This window comes from Arhodomonas sp. KWT2 (genome assembly GCF_041949875.1).
Taxonomy (GTDB): Bacteria; Pseudomonadota; Gammaproteobacteria; order Nitrococcales; family Nitrococcaceae; genus Arhodomonas; species Arhodomonas aquaeolei.
The window spans coordinates 77212-96853 of the sequence record NZ_JBHFPQ010000033.1; the positions used below are offsets into that span (position 1 = coordinate 77212).

Genomic DNA, 19642 nt, shown 5'->3' on the forward strand with positions numbered 1-19642 from the left:
TGCGGTGTGCGTCCCCTTGGCAGGAGGGGGTGGACAGGACGTAGTGTAACGCACACACCGCCGGGTGTTGCGTTGCGTTACACTGCCGCGGCACGCCTCAGGGCCGACGAGAGGGACACGATTACGCATGGCGACGACATACGATGCCGCTTCCATCGAGGTGCTAACGGGGTTGGACCCGGTGCGGCGCCGGCCGGGGATGTATACTGATACCAGCCGGCCCAACCACCTCGCCGCCGAGGTTATCGACAACAGTGTGGACGAGGCGATTGCCGGCCACGCCCGGGAGATCGTGGTCACCCTCTACCGTGATGGCTCGCTGTCCGTACGCGACGACGGCCGGGGCATGCCCGTGGATACCCACCCGCAGCAGGGACTGCCCGGCGTCGAGGTGATCCTCAGCAAGCTCCACGCCGGCGGCAAGTTCTCCTCCAAGAGCTACCAGTTCTCCGGCGGCCTGCACGGTGTCGGCGTCTCGGTGGTGAACGCGCTGTCGCTGCGCCTGGAGGTGGAGATCCGGCGCGACGGCAAGCGCTACCGCATGGCCTTCGCCCACGGCGAGAAGGTCGAGGACCTCCAGGTCGTCGGCGAGGTGGGCCGCCGCAACACCGGCACCGAGCTGCACTTCTGGCCTGATGCGAGCTACTTCGACTCGGCGCGCTTCTCCGTGCCGCGACTCAAGCACGTCCTGCGTGCCAAGGCGGTGCTGTGCCCGGGGCTCACCGTGCGCCTGGAGGAGGAGGCGAGCGGCGAGTCAACCGTCTGGTACTACGAGGACGGCCTCGTGGACTATCTGCGCGGCGCGCTGCAGGACACCCCGTTCATCCCCGAGTCGCCGTTCACCGGGCGGGTGAACGGTGAGCGCGAGGCCGTGGAATGGGCGGTGGCCTGGCTGCCGGAGGACGGCGAGGTCGTCCAGGAGAGCTACGTTAACCTCATCCCCACCGCCCAGGGCGGCACCCACGTGAACGGCCTGCGTAGCGGCCTGACCGAGGCGGTGCGCGAGTTCTGTGAGTTCCGCAACCTCCTGCCGCGGGGGGTGCGGATCGCCCCGGAGGACATCTTCGAGCGGCTGGCCTTCGTGCTCTCGGTGAAGCTCGAGGACCCGCAGTTCTCAGGGCAGACCAAGGAGCGGCTGTCGTCGCGGGAGTGCGCCACCTTCGTCTCCGGCGTGGTCAAGGACGCCTTCAGCCTCTGGCTCAACCAGCACGTGGCCGCCGCGGAGGGGATCGTCGAGCTGGTGATCGCCAGTGCCCAGCGCCGCCAGCGCGCCGCGCGCAAGGTCACCCGCAAGAAGGTCACCAGCGGGCCGGCGCTGCCGGGCAAGCTCGCCGACTGCACCAGCCAGGACACCTCACGCACGGAACTCTTCCTGGTGGAGGGCGACTCGGCCGGCGGCTCCGCCAAGCAGGCCCGTGACCGCGAGTTTCAGGCGGTGATGCCCCTGCGCGGCAAGATCCTCAACACCTGGGAGGTCGATCCGGCGGAGGTGATGGGCTCGCAGGAGGTGCACGACATCGCCGTGGCGCTCGGCATCGAGCCGGGCTCCGACGACCTCTCCCGGCTGCGCTACGGCAAGGTCTGCGTGCTCGCCGACGCCGACCCGGACGGGGCCCACATCGCCACGCTCCTGTGCGCGCTGTTCCTGCGCCACTTCCCGGCGCTGGTGCGCGCCGGCCATGTGTTCATGGCGATGCCGCCGCTCTACCGCGTGGATGTGGGCAAGGAGACCCACTACGCGCTCGACGAGTCCGAGCGCCAGGGCATCTACGACCGCATCGAGGCCGAGGGCAAGCGGGGCAAGGTCACGACCACCCGCTTCAAGGGCCTCGGCGAGATGAATCCGATGCAGCTCCGCGAGACCACCATGGCGCCGGACACCCGGCGGCTCGTGCAGCTCACCGTGGACGCGCCGGAGGACACGGACCGGCTCATGGGCATGCTGCTCGGCAAACGTGCCGCGGCGGCCCGCCGCGCATGGCGCGAGCGCAATGGCGATATGGCGGAGCCCCTGGTTTTACCCCGAGTGCGGTGAACGATGGGGGAGGGATGGCCGGCCCCGGACCGTGGGCGGCCAGGGATGGCCGCACACGAGCGTACAGCGAGGTATTCACAGTGTGTCCGGGGCCGGGTTTCGCTCCCCCGCTTTCCGCAGCCTGCGATAGTGCACCCGCCGTGGCAGCTTTGCCGCGACATCCCGACTGAATCACCGACGGAACGCCGATGACCGACATCCAGACGTACTCCGACTTCGAGAGCCGCCCGCTGCACGAGTTCACCGAGAAGGCGTACCTCGACTACGCCATGTACGTGATACTCGACCGGGCCCTGCCGCACATCGGCGACGGGATGAAGCCCGTGCAGCGCCGCATCGTCTACGCCATGTCCGAACTCGGGCTGTCGGCGGCGGCGAAGTACAAGAAGTCGGCCCGCACCGTCGGCGACGTCCTCGGCAAGTACCACCCTCACGGCGACGCCGCGTGCTACGAGGCCATGGTGCTCATGGCCCAGCCCTTTTCCTATCGCTATCCGCTGGTGGATGGCCAGGGTAACTGGGGCTCGGCGGACGACCCGAAGTCGTTCGCGGCCATGCGCTACACCGAGGCGCGGCTCGCGCCCTACGCCCAGCTTCTGCTCGCCGAGCTGGGCCAGGGGACGGTGGAGTGGCAGCCGAACTTCGACGGCACCCTGGACGAGCCGGTGGTGCTGCCGGCGCGGGTGCCGAACGTCCTGCTCAACGGCGGCACCGGCATCGCCGTGGGCATGGCCACGGACATTCCGCCCCACAACCTGCGCGAGATTACGGCGGCCTGCATACACCTGCTGGACGAGCCGGACGCTTCCGTGGCCGCGCTGTGCAAGCACATCCCCGGGCCGGACATGCCCACGGAGGCGGAGATCGTCACCCCGCCGGCGGACATCCGCAGGATCTACGAGACCGGCTCCGGCGGCCTGCGCATGCGTGCGCGCTGGGAGAGGGAGGGGCGCGACGTAGTGATAACCGCGCTGCCCTACCAGGTCTCCGGCAGCCGCGTGCTGGAGCAGATCGCCGCACAGATGCAGGCGAAGAAGCTGCCGATGGTCGAGGACCTGCGTGACGAATCCGACCACGAGAACCCGACCCGGCTGGTGGTCACGCCGCGTTCCGCCCGCGTGGACGCGGACGAGCTGATGCAGCACCTGTTCGCGACCACCGACCTGGAGAAGACCTACCGGGTCAATCTCAATGTCATCGGCCTGGACGGCCGTCCGCGGGTGCGCGACCTCCGCGAGATCCTCTCCGAGTGGCTGACCTTCCGGCGGGACACCGTCACCCGACGGCTGCGCTGGCGGCTCGACAAGGTCGAGTCCCGGCTGCACCTGCTGGAGGGCTACCTGATCGCCTACCTCAACATCGACGAGGTGATCGCGATCATCCGCGAGGAGGACGAGCCCAAGCCGGTGCTGATGGAGCGCTTCGGGCTCTCCGAGCGCCAGGCCGAGGCGATCCTGGAGCTGCGCCTGCGCCACCTCGCGCGCCTGGAGGAGATGAAGATCCGCACCGAGCAGGGGGAGCTGGAGCGCGAGCGCGACGATCTCCGCGAGACCCTGGACTCGCCGGCCCGGCTGACGGCCCTGATCCAGGAGGAGTTGCGCGAGGATGCCGACAAGTACGGCGACGATCGCCGCTCACCACTGGTGGAACGCGCTTCCGCGCGGGCGCTTTCCGAGACCGAGCTGGTGCCCAGCGAGCCGGTGACCGTGGTCCTCTCGCAGAAGGGCTGGGTACGCGCGGCCAAGGGCCACGACGTCGACCCGGAGCGGCTGTCGTACAAGGCCGGGGACGGCTTCCGTGACGCCGCTCCCGGACGAACCAATCAGCTCGTCGCCTTTCTCGACGACAGCGGCCGCAGCTATTCGCTGCCGGCGCATACGCTGCCCTCTGCGCGCGGGCAGGGCGAGCCGCTCACCGGGCGGCTCTCGCCCCAGGGCGGGGCCCACTTCGAGCACGTGGTCGCCGGCGACCCCGAGGGGCGCTGGGTGCTCGCCACGGACCACGGCTACGGCTTCGTCACCGAACTCTCCAGCCTGTTCGCCAAGAACCGCTCGGGCAAGGCGCTGCTCACCGTACCCGGCGGGGCGCGCGTCCTGACCCCGGTGGCGGCCCACGACCCGGCGAGCGACCGTCTCGCGGTGGCGACCACCGCGGGCCGTCTGCTGGTCTTCCCGCTCGCCGAGCTGCCGGAGCTCGCCAAGGGCAAGGGCAACAAGCTCGTCGGGATCCCGCGGGAGCGCCTCGCCGACGGTTCGGAGCGGGTGGCCGCGATGGCGGTGCTTCCGCAGGGGCGGGGCCTGGTGGTCACCGCCGGCAAGCGCACCCTGACCCTGCGCCCGGGGGACCTCGTGGCCTACGAGGGTGCCCGCGGCCGGCGCGGCCAGGCGCTGCCGAGGGGGCTGCAGCGGGTCGATGCGCTGGGCGCCGCCGAGTGACCGACGGATGGGATGAAACCGCCCCGCCGTGTCCCCATATCCTGATCCGGCCATTCGTCCCGCGCGCCGTTGAACCTTCGGCGGGGAGGACCGCCCCGCGCTGGTAAAGGGCGCCTCCGGGCGGGAGGGGGCCAGGCGCAATTCGGTTTCGTCGCCATGCCGACAGGGAGTGGGCGTCTATGAAGCGGATCGGGCTTTTTCTCGCGACCAATCTGGCCGTGCTCGTCCTCCTGGGTACGGTGCTCAACGTCCTCGAGCCGATGCTCGCCCGCCAGGGCGTGGTCCTCAACACCGGTGGCCTGCTGGTGCTTGCCGCCATCTTCGGGATGGGCGGGGCGTTCATCTCGCTGGCGAGCTCGAAGTGGATGGCGCGGACCTTCATGGGGGTACGCGTCATCAGCCAGCCGGCCAACGAGACCGAGGCGTGGCTGGTGGACACCGTGCGTACCCACGCCCGTGCCGCCGGCATCGGCATGCCGGAGGTGGGGATCTACGACGGTGCGGAGATGAACGCCTTCGCCACCGGCATGCGCCGTGACGACGCGCTGGTTGCCGTCAGTGCGGGCCTGCTCCGCGGCATGCGTCGGGAGGAGGCGTCGGCGGTGCTCGGCCACGAGGTCAGCCACGTGGCCAACGGCGACATGGTGACACTGGCCCTGCTGCAGGGCGTGCTGAACACCTTCGTGATCGTGCTCTCGCGGATCGTCGGCCAGTTCGTGGACCGCGTGGTCTTCCGCAACGAACGCGGCTACGGGATGGGCTACTGGATCGCGGTGATCGCCGCGGAGATCCTGTTCGGCATCCTCGCATCGATGATCGTGATGTGGTTCTCGCGCCAGCGCGAGTTCCGTGCGGACGCGGGCGGCGCGAGGCTCGCCGGACGTGAGTCGATGATTGCGGCGCTACGCCGGCTGCAGGGGGGGCATGCCGGGGAGATGCCGGATCAGCTCGAGGCTTTCGGGATCAACGGCGGTCGCGGCCCGGGGCTGCGGCGGCTGTTCATGTCGCATCCGCCTATCGAGGTGCGCATCCGGGCGCTCCAGGAGGCCGGTGCCGCCTAGGCAGCGTGCCGGGCGTCAGATGACCATACCCGCGAAGTCGTAGTCCATGGCCGGGGCGGGGCCCTGAAGGAACTCGCCCTGCATGAGGTCGATGTTGAGCTGCCAGAGGCGGGCGATATGCACTGCCTCGGTCAGGCCCTCGGCGATGATCAGGCATTCCGCCTCGTGGGCGGCGCTGGCGAGCTTGTTGAGGTGGTCGTCCGCGCCGCGCCCGGCGTAGAGATCCTCCAGCAGCACCGGATCGAGGCGTACGAAGCCCACCGGCAGGTTGTAGAGGATGCGGAAGGAGTCCAGGCCGGTGCCGAACTCGGTCAGGCACAGGCCGATACCGGCGCGCGAGAAGGCCTCGGCGATCCGCCCGATCTGCATGAACTGCGTGATCGCGACGGACTCGCGTAGCTCGATGATCAGCTGCCGCGGGCGCAGGCCATGCTCGTCCAGGGCGGCGGCGACCAGGGTCTCGAAGCCGGCGTCCGCGAGGCTGTCGGCGCACACCGGGACGAACAGGCTCGGCCCGTCTCCGCCCTGCCCGGCGAGGGCGCGGAGGCCGGCGTCGAGGATGTAGCGGTCCAGCGCCGTCGCCAGTCCGGCCTCGGCGGCCGCCTTGCTCAGCGTGGCCTGGTCGACCAGGCCGTCGTCGTCGCTGAGGCGGTAATGGAGTTGGTAACGCGCCGGGGCATCGTCCCCCAGTCCGACCACCGGCTGGTAGAGGCACTCGATCAGGCCGTCGGACAAGGCCTTTTCCAGCCGCGGACCGAGGGCGCTGGTATCGTCGCCGGCCTCGGCGGCGCCCTGGTGGAGGTGGACGCGGTCGCCGCCCTCGCGGGCGGCCTGGTCCATGGCCTCGGCGGCGAGGTTGACCGCCTGCTCCGCGGTCGCGACGTTGTCGCCGATCATGGCGATGCCCACGCTCACCGTCTTGTTCACGGTATGGCCGTCGACATCGCTGGTCTGACGTGAGGCGGCCTCGCGCACGGATTCGGCGACGGCGAGGGCGTCGTGGACGTTGGCGCCGGGGAGCAGTGCGACGAAGGCGGTGTCCGCGTAACGCGCGGGGGCGGCCCCCTCCGGGAGCTGGGCCTCGAGGCAGTCCGCGGTGTCCGCTATCACCTGGTCGAGGGCGCCGATGCCGAGGTTGTGCTGAATGGTATCGCTGCGGTCGATGCGCAGATAGAGCAGGCCGTGCTGGGTGCCGGCCTCCTCGGCATGGTTGCTGGTGAGCCGCTTGCCCAAATGGGTGAGGAAGTGGTTGCGGTTGAGCAGGCCGGTGAGCATGTCCTGGCGCGAGAGATGCTCCAGGCGCTCGGCCAGGGCGTCGTCATTCTGCTGCTGGCCCCGGATGAGGATCTGGGTGGCATGCTCGCCGTCCCAGCTGCCCTCGGTCAGCACGACGTGGGCGTCGCGTTCCTCACCGTTGGCGTCGCGCAGCCGCGTGGCGATCTCCGCGGAGGTCTCGCCGTCGCGGGCATAGGCCCGGAAGCGCTCACGGAAGTCCGCCTGCTCGGTCGGTGCGATGAGGTCGAGCAGGGGCATGCCCTCCACCTCCTCGCGGTCGTCCAGGCCGAAGCGCTCGGCGTAGGCGTGATTGGCGTAGATGTGCATGCCGTCGTGGACGTACGCGATGGCGTCGCGGGAGCTCTCCAGCAGATTCTCGCAGCGGCGCTCGCTCTCGCTGAGCGCGGCCTCCAGCCGGCGCTGGGCACGACGCGCCTGCAGCGCCGCGAACTCGCGGTCCACCACGTACCGGAAATGGTCGGGATCGGCCTTGGTCACGAGGTCGGCCACCCCCATGGCCATCACCTCGCGGCGCAGCTCCGGATCCTCCGCCTCGGTGAGTACGAGCACCCCCAGGTCGTGCCCCGACTGCTGTATGACCCGCAGCGCCTCGTCCAGCGGCAGGTCCGTCAGTCCCGGGGCGCAGATCAGGATATCCTGAGCCTGGCCGTGCAGCGCCGCCTGCAATGCCTCGCCGTCGTCGGTACGGGTCGGGCGCACGGCGTAGCCGACATTGCGCAGGACGCTGACGAGACGTTCGGCGTCGTTGAGGGAGTCCTCGGCGATCAGCAGGCGCAGTGTGTGGTCGCTGGGCATGAGCTCTCGGCTGTTATCGTCACGGATTCCTTTGCCGTGGCTGCTGCGGCGGAGCGCTGCCGCCGCCCCGGAGAGCGGTGCGCCCCGCCGGAGGCGGCCCCGGGAGGCTATAGTGGGCGAGTTGCGCCATCGCGACAACCGGCGGTTTCGCGGTATGTCGAATCGTTCGCCTTACGGCGGGGCCGTGTCCCAGGCAATGTGGGTCTTGGCGCTGCGCCCGGGAACCTCGCGGACGAGCCGGGGTACCAGGTAGCCGGGCAGGCGATCGGCGAGCCCGCGCATCAGGCCGGCGGCCTCCCGCTCGTCCACATCGAAGTGGCCGGCGCCGCGCACCGGATCGAGCAGGTGCAGGTAGTACGGCATCACCCCCTGCTCGAACAGCCGCTCGGAGAGCGCTGCGAGCGTCGCCACCGCGTCATTGACCCCGCGCAGCAGCACCGTCTGGTTGAGCAGCGTGACGCCGTTTTCCCGCAGGCGCGCGAGGGCCGCGGCCACGTCGCCGTCGAGCTCCGCGGGGTGGTTGGCGTGGATGACCATCACCGGGGCCAGGCGGGTCCCGGCGAGCCAGTCCAGCAGACCATCGTCGACACGCTCGGGCAGCACCACCGGTAACCGGGTATGTACGCGCAGCCGCCGCACATGACCGATCCCGGCGAGGCCCTCGGCGAGGGCGGCGAGGCGGCGGTCGGAGAGGCTCAGCGGGTCGCCGCCGCTCAGGATGACCTCCTCGATCGACGGGTCGCCGCGGAGGGTGTCCAGCGCCTCACGCCACTGGTGTGGTGCGGCCTGGTGCTCACTGTAGGGGAACGCGCGGCGGAAGCAGTAGCGGCAGTTCACAGCGCACGCGCCGGTGGCGACGATCAGCGCCCGGCCGCGGTACTTGTGCAGGATGCCGCCGGGGCGCACGACGTCGAGGTCGCCCACCGGGTCGTCGACAAATCCCGGTGTGGACCGCGCCTCCGCGGCCACCGGCAGGACCTGGCGAAGCAGCGGGTCGTCCGGGTCGCCGCGGCGCATGCGCGCGGCGTAGCCCCGCGGCACGCGCAGCGGGAACAGCGCCGCACCGGTGCGGGCGCCGTCGAGCAGCGTGTGCGGTAGTGCCAGCGTGTCCAGCAGCTCCCGTGGGTCGCGGATCGCGTCCGCGAGGGCGCGTTGCCACGCCGGCGGTTCGCTCCGGGTGGTGGTGGAGGCGGCCTGGGCGTTCACCATGTTCTATAGTCGGCGCTTTTCCGTTAGCATTCGCGGCGTTGTTCGCGGGGCGATGGTAGCGCACCCGCGGGAGTGAATCACCGCCCCCGCTCGGGGGCCGTCAATCCGGGGTAATCCATGGCGAGCTTCAGCACCAACCAGTTCAAGTCCGGCCTCAAGATCATGCTCGACGGCGATCCCTATGCCATCGTCGACAACGAATTCGTCAAGCCGGGCAAGGGCCAGGCCTTCAACCGTGTGAAGGTCCGCAACCTCAAGACCGGCAAGGTCATCGACCGCACCTTCAAGTCCGGGGACACCGTCGAGGCCGCCGACGTCATGGAGACGGAGATGCAGTATCTCTACTCCGACGGCGAGTTCTGGTACTTCATGGACCCGGAGACCTTCGAGCAGCACGCGGCGAACGAGGCTGCCGTGGGCGACGCCGCCAAGTGGCTCAAGGAGCAGGACGTGTGCAACATCACCCTCTACAACGGTGAGCCGCTGTCCGTGGAGGCGCCGCCGCACGTCCAGCTCAAGGTGGTGCAGACGGATCCCGGCCTGCGCGGCGACACCTCCAGCGGCGGCAGCAAGCCCGCCACCCTGGAGACCGGCGCGGTGGTCCAGGTGCCGCTGTTCATCGAGGAGGGCGAGGTCCTCAAGGTGGACACCCGTAATGGCGCCTATATCTCCCGCGCCAAGGAGTGACCGACGCCACTGACTGGCGCCCGAGCGCGAGCCCGGAGACGCTGCGTCGCCGGGCCGCGCTGCTCGCCGACGTCCGCGCCTTCTTCGCGGAGCGCGGCGTGGTCGAGGTCGAGACCCCGAGCCTTGCCGCCGCCGGGGTCACGGACGTACACCTCGACGGCCTCGGGGTGAACTACGACGGCCCCGGGGCGCCGCCCTCCGGCCGCCTCTGGCTGCAGACCTCCCCCGAATACGCCATGAAACGGCTGCTCGCCGCCGGCATGGGCGCGATCTACCAGGTCGCACGCGCCTTCCGTGCCGGCGAGCGTGGCGCCCGGCACAATCCCGAGTTCACCCTGCTGGAGTGGTACCGCCCGGGCCTCGACCACGAGGACCTGATGGCGGAGGTGGCGGAGCTGGCCGCGCGGATCGCGGGCCCCCGCCCCGTGCGCCGGCACGCCTACGCGGCACTGTTCCGCACGCACCTGGGCCTGGACCCGCTCACCGCGGCTGCCGACGAGGTACGCGAGTGCGTCGCCGCCGCCGTTCCCGGCACGACGGTCGCGGGGCTCGACCGCGACGACGGCCTCGATCTGCTCTTCGGTGCCCGCATCGCCCCAGTGCTGGGGCAGGACGCCTTCGACTTCGTCACCGACTTTCCCGCCTCACAGGCCGCGCTCGCCCGGCTGTCTCCGCGCGATCCACGGGTGGCCGAGCGCTTCGAGCTTTTCATCGACGGCCTGGAGATCGCCAACGGCTTCCACGAACTCACCAATGCCGCGGAGCAGCGTCGCCGGTTCGAGGCGGATCGCGAGCACCGTGTGGCGGCCGGGCAGCCCGTGCCGCTGATCGACGAGCGCCTGCTCGCCGCGCTGGAGGCGGGGCTGCCCGACTGTGCCGGTGTGGCCCTGGGGCTCGACCGGCTGTTCATGGTCGCCCTGGGAGCCACGCGGATCGACGGGGTCATCGCCTTCCCGGTGGAGCGGGCCTGACCGCGGCCCGTTAGAGGTGCCGGCCGATGGCCTCGCCCATGCGCAGGTGCCGGCCGGGCCGGAGATCCGTCGCCCAGTCCACGCGGCCGCGCGGGTAGAGCAGGATCGCGGTGGAGCCCATGTTGAACCGGCCCATCTCCGCACCGCGTTCCAGCAGGGCGGCGTTGCGGTAGTGCCAGGCGCGCACGCGCCGGCCCGCCGGCGGCGTCACCACGCCGTGCCAGACGGTCTCGATGCTGGCGACGCAGATCGCGCCGACAAGGATCACGGCGAAGGGGCCATCCGCGCCGTCGAACAGGCACACCACGCGCTCGTTGCGCGCGAACAGACCGGGGACCGCGCGGACCGTGTGCGGGGCGACGCTGAACAGCCGCCCGGGTACGTGGATCATGGCGCTCGGGCGGCCGTCCCCGGGCATGTGGACGCGGTGGTAGTCCCGCGGTGAGAGGTAGAGCGTGGCCCAGGCGCCATCGCGGAAGCGCTCCGCGAGCTCGGCGTCGCCGCCGAGGAGCGCGCGCAGCCCGAAGCGCTGGCCCTTGGCCTGGATCAGCTCGCCGGCGGCGATGTGCCCGGCCTCGCTGACGGTGCCGTCCACCGGCGAGGCGATGGCGGCGCCGTCGTCCGGCAGCGGCCGGGTCCCGGGGCGCAGGGCGCGGGTGAAGAATGCGTTGAAGTCCGGCCAGTCGCCGGGGACATCGCCCTCGGCGTCGGTGAGGTCCACGCCGAAGGCGCGCACGAAGGTGCGGATCAACACGTCCCGCACCCAGCGGGTGCGCATCCGCGTGACCCGGCCGACCAGCCGCGATACCGCGTGGTGCGGCAGGGGATAGAGGGCGAGGGATTTCACGCGGTCCATCGCGCCCGCGGGCTGGTCTCGGCTCATCGCGCTCGCTTCCGGCTGGCTCGGGGACGGGCATTATCCGCGGATCGGCGCGGCGGCGGAAGCCCGGAGCGGACAGCGGGGCACCGCTCGGGTTAGTATCCCCGCTCGCGAGAGCAGGAGCCGATCATGAGCGACGCCAACCGTGTCCCGCCGGAGCTGGAGACCATCGCCGATTTCGTGCGCTGGGGCGCCTCGCGCTTCGAGGCGGCGGGCGTGTGCTACGGCCACGGCACGGACAACGCCATCGACGAGGCGGCCGCGCTGGTGCTGCACACGCTGCACCTGCCGCCGGACACCCACGACGCCTACCTCGGCTGCCGCCTGACCGGTGAGGAGAAGGCGGCGATCGTCGCCCGGGTCCACCAGCGCGTCGAGCAGCGCCTGCCGTTGCCCTACATCACCCACGAGGCCTGGTTCGCGGGGCTGGCGTTCTATGTCGATGAGCGCGTGCTGATCCCGCGCTCCCCGGTGGCGGAGCTGATCGAGGCGGGCTTCCAGCCCTGGGCGGATCCCGACGAGGTCACCCGCATCGCGGACGTGGGCACGGGCAGCGGCTGCATCGCCATCGCCTGCGCCCTGGCCCTGCCGGGCTGCGAGGTGGACGCGCTGGATATCTCCGAGGACGCCCTCGCGGTGGCCCGCATCAACGCGGACCGTCATGGCGTGCGCGAGCGGGTGCACGTGCGCGCCTCCGATCTTCTCGCCGGGCCTCCTGCGGAGCCGGCCTACGACGTGATCGTGGCCAACCCGCCGTACGTGGACGCACCCGCGATGGACGCGCTGCCGGAGGAGTACCGCCACGAGCCGCGCATGGCGCTGGCGGCGGGGGAGGATGGCCTCGACTATGTCCACCGCCTGCTCGTGGAGGCCACCGCACGGCTCACCGACGACGGCGTGCTGGTCTGCGAGGTCGGGCACAGCGCCCCGGCGATGGAGGCGGCGTATCCGGATCTTCCGCTCACCTGGCTCGCCTTCGAGCGCGGCGGCGTGGGCGTGTTCGTGGTCACGGCGGCCGCACTGCGCGCGGCGCTGGCCGCCGGCCATCTCAACCCTGAATCTTCGGTCTGACGCGTATGTCCGGGAATACCTTCGGAAAACTGTTTACCGTCACCACCTTCGGCGAGTCCCACGGCGAGGCCCTGGGCGCGATCGTCGACGGCTGCCCGCCGGGGCTGGCGATCACCGAGGCGGACCTCCAGCACGACCTCGACCGCCGTGCGCCGGGGCGCTCGCGCTATACCTCCCAGCGCCGCGAGCCAGACCGCGTGCGCATCCTCTCCGGGGTGTTCGAGGGGGTGACCATCGGCACGCCCATTGGGCTGCTGATCGAGAACGCCGACCAGCGTTCCCGGGACTACGGGCGCATCAAGGACAGCTTCCGGCCCGGCCATGCGGATTACACCTATCATCAGAAGTACGGCATCCGCGATTACCGCGGCGGCGGGCGCTCGTCGGCGCGGGAGACGGCGATGCGCGTGGCCGCCGGCGCCATCGCCCGGCGCTACCTCGCGGAGCACCTGGGGGTGTCCGTACGCGGCTACCTGAGCGCGCTCGGGCCCTTCGAGCTGGGCCTGGTGGACTGGCCCGCCGTGGAGACGAACCCGTTCTTCTGCGCGGACCCGGACCGTGTGCCGGAGCTCGAGGCCTACATGGACCAGCTCCGCCGCGACGGCGACTCCGCCGGTGCCGCCGTGACGGTGGTGGCCGAGGGGCTGCCGGTGGGGCTTGGCGAACCGGTCTTCGACCGTCTCGACGCCGAACTGGCGCGGGCGCTGATGGGCATCAACGCGGTCAAGGGCGTGGAGTTCGGGGCCGGCTTCGAGGCGGTGACCCAGCGCGGCTCCGAGCACCGCGACGAGATCACGCCCGCCGGCTTCCTGTCGAACAACGCCGGCGGCGTGCTCGGCGGGATCTCCACCGGCCAGGACATCGTCGCCCGCATCGCCCTCAAGCCGACCTCGAGCATCCGTGTGCCGGGCCGATCCGTGGACGTGACCGGTGCGCCGGACGAGGTCGTGACCACCGGCCGCCACGACCCCTGCGTCGGTGTGCGCGCCACCCCGATCGCGGAGGCGATGACGGCGCTGACCCTGATGGACCACTACCTCCGCCACCGCGCCCAGAACGCCGACGTGCACACCGACACGCCGGTGATCCCGCCGGCGGCCCCGCCGGAATAGCGCCCCGCCTACCCCAGCCAGGCCGGCGGGGTGTCCGGCGCGCGGCCCGTGCGCGCGGCGAGGGCGCAGTCCGCGAGGCTGCCGAAACGCACGGAACGGCCGCTGAGCCCGGGGGCGTAGTGGGCGTACTTCCCGGAGTTTGTCATCAGGGTCCGTGCCTCCGGCGGGAATACCGGCTCGGAGATCGAGCACCAGCAGATGTCGGCGTAGATGCGCACGCCGGCCTCCTCCAGCTGGTCGACCAGGCCCTCGGCGCGGGCGGCGGCGAGGGTGTCGTGCCCCAGCGTGACGATGGCGGTCACGCCCCCGGCACAGTGCTGGCCTGCCATTTCCGCGGCCAGGGCACGGCACTCGCCGAGGGAAAAGTGGGGACTGCCGAAGGCGACCAGATCGATCCCGACCGGGCCGGCATTGAGCTGCCGCCAGGCCCGTGCGAGGTCCTCCCGGGTGAGTCTTACCGTGTCCGCGTCCGCGGAGACATGCCCCGCTTCCGGGGTCACGCCCTCGACGTGGAGCATCGGCGCCGCCGAGGTCGTGCCGAAGGCCGCGCACAGGGCCTTGAGGTCGTCCTCGCCCGGGGACAGGCTTGCAAGCCCCCTCAGCAGCGGGATGCGATCCGGCGCATGTAGCCCCGCGAGATAGCCCAGCATCGGCCACAGGGCGTCGTCGCAGCCCGCGGGCGTGTCTATCTCGAGTACCCGCCGCGCGGCGCGGTTCTCATCGAGATAGACGTCATAATCCGGTGCCCGGCCGGTCAGCGCGATGCACAGGTCGAGGAAGTCGGGGTGCTTGGCGGTGCGGGCGCCCAGCACGCTGTTGGCGTAGATCACCGCGTTGGATTCCGCCCATGCGATGACGTCGTGGGCCTTGGGCGCGCTGTCCAGGAGGTACGGCGCGCAGGTGAAGCTCGCCCGTGCCCCCATCTGCACGTAGGCGTCCGCGAGCCGGCTGGCCGGGTCGCCGAAGGCCTCCGGCACACCCTGTTCGCGCCAGTGCGCGTGGTCGACCGAGATTGCGTTCGTGGTCGTGGGCACGCGTACCCGCGCCTGCATCCCCGCGAAGACCTCGGCGAACCGGAGGATGGCCGGACTGGCGTAGATGCAGCCGTCGATGTGCACCTGGCTGACATCGATGAGGCGTCTGGCACCGTCGATGGCGGCGATGTCGCGTACGATGCGCATCGCCACCTGCACGGCGGTGCCGTCGCGGCCGTCGAGCATGGCGCGGTCGTCCGGAGAGAGCGCCACGGAGTCCGGATCCACCGTCGGGAGGGTTAGCGCAAGTCCGGGGGCCTCTACGCGGGCTCCGTCGATGACGGCATGTTCCGCCGCGGCCAGCGTGACGAAGTCATCGCCGTCGAGCTGCAGCACGGGGATGGTGGCGTCGAAGACATGGCGCGAGACCAGCGCCCCGAGGGTGAGCACGCCCTCCGGCTCGCGGAAGACCAGCGCCGCCGGCGCGTGGCCGTTCCGGATCAGCTCCAGGAGCACCCCGCTGCCGGTGCACGACCCCCGGCTCGTCGGCAGCGCGAGCACGGTGCCCGCGACGCTCTCGCCACACAGCGGGTGATGGGCGTCTATGATGGTCCCTGTTGCGGGATCGACGCCGCCCCAGAAGCTTAGCCCCTCGTCGCTGGCGAGGACCGGGCCCCGGGCAACGCCGCCGATGGCGCTGCGTGACATTCTCCACCTCCTGTTGCGGCCGACGGGGTTACCGCGGCGTTTAATGACCCGGGCCTCGCCCGGGGCCGGCCCGTTACCTTACTGCAACGGGCGCCCCCAACGCAGGGAAATCGTGCCGCGTCGGCCGGCGTCCACCGACGTGGTGCTAAGTGCGCGTGTCGGCGGTACGCACCGTTTCCAGCTCGGCGATCATCGCGCGCGCGGCGTTGGAGAGCGTGCGGCTGCGGTGATAGAGATAGCCGAGGGGCCGCCGGATCGGGGGCTCGTCGACGTCAATGACGTGCAGGGTCCCGTCCAGCAGCGTCTCCGGCAGCACGCTCCAGCCCAGGCCGATGCTCGCCATCATCTTCAGCGTCTCCAGGTAGTTCGTTGCCAGTGCGATCGTCGGTGTCACCCCGGCGCGGGCGAAGCGCTCCTCGATCAGGCCGCGGGTGAAGGTGCGGCTGCCGGGGAGCACGCCCTCATGGCGCCCCAGCGTGGCGAGATCGATGCGCCCGGCGCCGGCGAGTGGATGCTCCGGGCCGCAGACGAAGCGCAGGTCGTCCACCCAGACCGGGACGACGGACAGCGCCGGGTCCGGAGTCGGGGCCAGGGTGACCACCGCGAGCTCCAGCGCGCCGTCGAGCACCCCCTGGTACGCCTGCTCGGAGTCCAGAAAGCGCAGGTCCAGACCGGCGGCGGGGTAGTGGCGGGTGAATGCCCGCAACACCGCCGGCAGCCGGTGCAGCCCGACGTGGTGGCTCGTCGCCAGTGTGAGCCGCCCGGTGACGTCATGGCTGAGACTGTCCAGCGCCCGGCGGGTGTCGTCGACCATCACCAGTAGGGCCCGGGCCCGGGGAAGGAGGGTCTCCCCGGCCTCGGTGAGGGCGACGCGGCGGCCGACCCGGTCGAACAGGCGGGCGCCGATGCGGTCCTCCAGACCGGAGATGCGCTTGCTCACCGCGGGTTGAGTGAGCTCCAAGGCCTCGGCAGCGCGGGAGAACGAGCCATATTCGGCGGCGGTGACGAAGGCAGCAAGGTTCTGGGTGTCCATATCCATTCCAATATGGAATCCAAATAATAAAAATGATGAATTGATTTTATTATTTGTCGGCCACTAGACTCAATCCCGCTGACTAAGTCCTGGCGCCCCGGGGGCGCCGCATCCGGAATCTGGGGAGAACTGCTCATGGCGGGCCGAACGCTCTATGACAAGCTCTGGGACGCCCACGTAGTGCGCGAGAACGAGGACGGCACGGCGTTGCTCTATATCGACCGGCAGCTCGTTCACGAGGTCACCTCGCCGCAGGCCTTCGAGGGCCTGCGAATGGCCGGGCGCCGGCCGTGGCGCACCGACGCCAATCTCGCGGTGGCGGACCATAATGTGCCCACCACGGACCGCCGCGGGGGGATCGCCGACCCGGTCTCGCGGTTGCAGGTGGACACCCTGGACGAGAACTGTGCGGCGTACGGGATTACCGAGTTCGCCATGAACGACCCGCGCCAGGGCATCGTCCATGTCATCGGCCCCGAGCAGGGCGCCACGCAGCCCGGCATGACGGTCGTTTGCGGCGACTCCCACACGTCCACCCACGGGGCGCTCGGGGCGCTTGCGTTCGGCATCGGTACCTCCGAGGTGGAGCATGCGCTGGCCACGCAGACGCTCATTCAGGCGAAGAGCCGGCGGATGCTGGTCGAGGTGAACGGCACACTGCCGCCCGGGGTGACGGCGAAGGACATCGTCCTGCACGTCATCGGCCGGATCGGCACCGCCGGCGGCACGGGCTACGCGATCGAATTCGGCGGCGATACCATCCGCTCGCTGTCCGTCGAGGGGCGCATGACGGTGTGCAACATGTCCATCGAGGCCGGTGCGCGCTGCGGCATGGTCGCGGTGGACGACGCCACCATCGAATACATGCGCGGCCGGCCGTTCGCGCCCCAGGGGGATCTCTGGGATCAGGCGGTTGCCTACTGGCGGACCCTGCACACGGACCCGGACGCGGAGTTCGACCGTGTTGTCACCATCGATGCGGCGGACATCCGCCCGCAGGTCAGCTGGGGCACCTCGCCGGAGATGGTCGCACCGGTGGACGGCCGTGTGCCGGACCCGGCGGAGGAGGCGGACGAGACCCGCCGTGAGGGTATCGCGCGGGCGCTGGCATACATGGGACTGGAGGCGGGCATGCCGATCGGCGACATCCGCCCGGACAAGATCTTTATCGGCTCGTGCACGAACTCCCGCATCGAGGACCTGCGCGCCGCCGCGGACGTGGTGCGCGGGCACCGGGTCGCCGACGGCATCACCCTGGCGATGGTAGTGCCGGGCTCCGGGTTGGTGAAGCAGCAGGCCGAGGCCGAGGGCCTCGACCGGGTGTTCGTGGAGGCCGGCTTCGAGTGGCGTGAGCCGGGCTGCTCCATGTGCCTGGCCATGAACGCCGACCGCCTCGAGCCCGGTGAGCGCTGCGCCGCCACCTCCAATCGAAACTTCGAGGGCCGTCAGGGGCAGGGCGGACGTACGCACCTGGTCAGCCCCGCCATGGCCGCCGCCGCCGCCATTGCCGGCCGATTCACCGACGTGAGGAGCCTCTGATCATGGAGCCGCTCAAGCAGATCGACGGGATCGTCGCGCCCCTGGACCGCGCGAACGTGGACACCGACGCCATCATCCCGAAGCAGTTCCTGAAGTCCATCAAGCGCACGGGCTTCGGACCGAACCTGTTCGACGAATGGCGCTATCTCGACCACGGCGAGCCGGGTCAGGACCACAGCCAGCGCCCGCTGAATCCGGACTTCGTGCTCAACCAGCCGCGCTACGAGGGCGCGAGCATCCTGCTGGCGCGGCGCAATTTCGGCTGCGGCAGTTCCCGGGAGCACGCCCCCTGGGCGCTGTTCGACTACGGCTTCCGGGTGGTCATCGCGCCGAGCTTCGCGGACATCTTCTTCAATAACTGCACGAAGAATGGCATCCTCCCGGTTGTTCTCCCTGAGGAAACGGTGCAGAAGCTGTTCGAGGAGACGGCGGCGGAGCCGGGCTACCGGCTCACGGTCGACCTGCCGTCGCAGACGGTGACCACGCCGTCCGGCGAGGGGTTCGGCTTCGATATCGATGCCTTCCGGCGGCACGCGCTGCTCAACGGCCTCGACGAGATCGGCCTTACCCTGGAGCACGCCGACGAGATCCGGGCCTACGAGGCCCGGCGCGCCAGGGAGGCGCCGTGGCTGTTCACCCGGTCCGGCGCGTGAGCCGCCGGCCAACCCGACGACAGGAGCGACCATGACCAGCAGGATCCTCGTACTCCCCGGCGACGGTATCGGCCCCGAGATTGTGGCTGAAGCGGAGAAGGTGCTCGCGGTGCTCCGCGACGACTTCGGCCTGGCGGTTGAGCTGGAACGCGGGCTCATCGGCGGTGCCGCCACCGACGCCAGCGGCAGCCCGCTGCCGGCGGAGACGCTCTCGCTCGCGCGCTCGGCGGATGCCGTGCTCCTCGGCGCGGTGGGTGGCCCCCGGTGGGACGGCATCGAGCGTGCCCTGCGCCCGGAGCGCGGCCTGCTCGCCATCCGCTCGGAGCTGGGGCTGTTCGCGAACCTGCGCCCGGCGATCCTCTACCCGCAGCTCGCCGGTGCCTCCGCGCTCCGTCCGGAGGTGGTCTCCGGGCTCGACATCATGATCGTGCGCGAGCTCACCGGAGGCATCTACTTCGGCGAGCCCCGGGGCATCGAGGGCGAGCCCGGGCAGCGCCGGGGCTACAACACCCTGGTATACGGCGAGGACGAGATCGGGCGCATCGCGCGGGTCGCATTCGACATCGCCGCCAAGCGCCAGGGCCGGCTCACCTCGGTGGACAAGGCGAACGTGCTCGAGGTCAGCGAGCTCTGGCGCGAGGTGGTCAACGGCGTGGCCACGGACTATCCCGGCGTGGCCCTGGACCACATGTACGTGGACAACGCCGCCATGCAGCTCGTGCGCGCCCCCAAGCAGTTCGACGTGGTGGTCACCGGCAACATGTTCGGCGACATCCTCTCCGACTGTGCGGCGATGCTCACCGGCTCCATCGGCATGCTGCCGTCCGCCTCGCTGGACGAGCATTCCCGGGGGCTTTATGAGCCGGTACACGGCTCCGCGCCGGACATCGCCGGCCAGGACCGTGCCAACCCGCTGGCGACGATCCTCTCGCTGGCGATGCTGCTGCGCTACAGCCTCGGCGAGGGCGAGCTGGCGGCCCGTGTGGAGACCGCGGTCGGGCAGGTGCTCGATCAGGGGCTGCGCACCCCGGACATCCACACCGACGGCGGCCGGGCCGTGGGCACCGCCGCCATGGGCGATGCCGTGGTTGCGGCCCTGCGCGCCGGGGCCTGAGCCGGCCCGGCGGCGACGCCCCGGGGCAGACGTGTATCATGGGGGCGTCCGGCGGCGCGCCTTCGGGCC

The 19642-nt window shown here is 70.7% G+C and carries 15 protein-coding genes; 10 read left to right on the forward strand and 5 right to left on the reverse strand.

The genetic code is table 11. The annotated features are described in order from the left end of the window. The first annotated feature begins 127 nt into the window (after positions 1–127). The 3 genes from parE to htpX all read left to right on the forward strand — a co-directional run bounded on the left by parE (position 128) and on the right by htpX (position 5531). Positions 128–2035, forward strand: coding sequence for a DNA topoisomerase IV subunit B (gene parE, locus ACEZHJ_RS04995; RefSeq protein ID WP_375036303.1), 1908 nt, complete (start codon positions 128–130; stop codon positions 2033–2035). Between the two features lie 188 nt (positions 2036–2223). After that, a complete protein-coding gene (parC, locus tag ACEZHJ_RS05000) occupies positions 2224–4470 on the forward strand; it encodes a DNA topoisomerase IV subunit A (RefSeq protein ID WP_018716972.1) in 2247 nt (748 codons plus the stop codon). 179 nt (positions 4471–4649) lie between these two features. Continuing rightward, entirely contained in the window at positions 4650–5531 is an 882-nt protein-coding gene (gene htpX / locus ACEZHJ_RS05005; RefSeq protein WP_018716971.1) for a protease HtpX, read from the forward strand. Positions 5532–5546: 15 nt separating this feature from the next. On the opposite strand, the gene ACEZHJ_RS05010 is transcribed toward htpX, so the two are convergent. Beyond that, on the reverse strand, positions 5547–7622 hold the full coding sequence (locus ACEZHJ_RS05010) for an EAL domain-containing protein (protein WP_163138749.1): 2076 nt from the start codon (positions 7620–7622) through the stop codon (positions 5547–5549). A 171-nt stretch (positions 7623–7793) separates the two neighbouring features. Continuing rightward, positions 7794–8831: an EF-P beta-lysylation protein EpmB gene (epmB, locus tag ACEZHJ_RS05015; RefSeq protein WP_163138748.1), complete on the reverse strand. Its 1038-nt coding sequence runs from the start codon at positions 8829–8831 to the stop codon at positions 7794–7796. A gap of 117 nt (positions 8832–8948) precedes the next feature. On the opposite strand from epmB, the gene efp reads away from it, so the two are divergent. Further along, a complete protein-coding gene (efp, locus tag ACEZHJ_RS05020; RefSeq protein ID WP_018716968.1) occupies positions 8949–9518 on the forward strand; it encodes an elongation factor P in 570 nt (189 codons plus the stop codon). After that, positions 9515–10489, forward strand: a complete 975-nt coding sequence (gene epmA / locus ACEZHJ_RS05025; RefSeq protein WP_163138747.1) for an EF-P lysine aminoacylase EpmA — start codon at positions 9515–9517, stop codon at positions 10487–10489. Before efp ends, epmA begins: the two co-directional genes overlap by 4 nt. Positions 10490–10499: 10 nt before the next feature. Here epmA and asd read toward each other — a convergent pair whose 3' ends face one another. Next, positions 10500–11372, reverse strand: a complete 873-nt coding sequence (gene asd, locus ACEZHJ_RS05030; protein WP_163138746.1) for an archaetidylserine decarboxylase — start codon at positions 11370–11372, stop codon at positions 10500–10502. Positions 11373–11498: 126 nt separating this feature from the next. Between asd and prmB the strand changes: the two genes are divergently transcribed. Both prmB and aroC read left to right on the forward strand, forming a co-directional pair. Continuing rightward, positions 11499–12440 (forward strand): 50S ribosomal protein L3 N(5)-glutamine methyltransferase, encoded by a 942-nt coding sequence (gene prmB / locus ACEZHJ_RS05035; RefSeq protein WP_018716965.1) that lies wholly within the window; start codon positions 11499–11501, stop codon positions 12438–12440. Between the two features lie 5 nt (positions 12441–12445). Next, positions 12446–13552 carry a chorismate synthase gene (aroC, locus tag ACEZHJ_RS05040; RefSeq protein ID WP_163138745.1) on the forward strand — a complete coding sequence of 369 codons (1107 nt, stop codon included), beginning with the start codon at positions 12446–12448 and terminating at the stop codon, positions 13550–13552. An 8-nt stretch (positions 13553–13560) separates the two neighbouring features. On the opposite strand, the gene ACEZHJ_RS05045 is transcribed toward aroC, so the two are convergent. Together ACEZHJ_RS05045 and ACEZHJ_RS05050 are read right to left on the reverse strand one after the other, a co-directional pair. Next, entirely contained in the window at positions 13561–15234 is a 1674-nt protein-coding gene (locus tag ACEZHJ_RS05045; protein WP_163138744.1) for an aconitase X, read from the reverse strand. Between the two features lie 145 nt (positions 15235–15379). Beyond that, positions 15380–16267, reverse strand: a complete 888-nt coding sequence (locus tag ACEZHJ_RS05050) for a LysR family transcriptional regulator (RefSeq protein WP_163138743.1) — start codon at positions 16265–16267, stop codon at positions 15380–15382. 135 nt (positions 16268–16402) lie between these two features. Here ACEZHJ_RS05050 and leuC point away from each other — a divergent pair, with 135 nt between their 5' ends. Genes leuC through leuB form a run of 3 tightly spaced genes read left to right on the forward strand, consistent with a single transcriptional unit; the run spans position 16403 to position 19573 of the window. After that, positions 16403–17806, forward strand: coding sequence for a 3-isopropylmalate dehydratase large subunit (leuC, locus tag ACEZHJ_RS05055; protein ID WP_018716961.1), 1404 nt, complete (start codon positions 16403–16405; stop codon positions 17804–17806). Positions 17807–17808: 2 nt separating this feature from the next. After that, the gene (leuD, locus tag ACEZHJ_RS05060; RefSeq protein ID WP_018716960.1) at positions 17809–18459 is read left to right on the forward strand and encodes a 3-isopropylmalate dehydratase small subunit; all 651 of its coding nucleotides are present in this window, start codon (positions 17809–17811) and stop codon (positions 18457–18459) included. A gap of 31 nt (positions 18460–18490) precedes the next feature. Next, positions 18491–19573 (forward strand): 3-isopropylmalate dehydrogenase, encoded by a 1083-nt coding sequence (gene leuB, locus ACEZHJ_RS05065; protein WP_018716959.1) that lies wholly within the window; start codon positions 18491–18493, stop codon positions 19571–19573. Positions 19574–19642 lie beyond the last annotated feature (69 nt).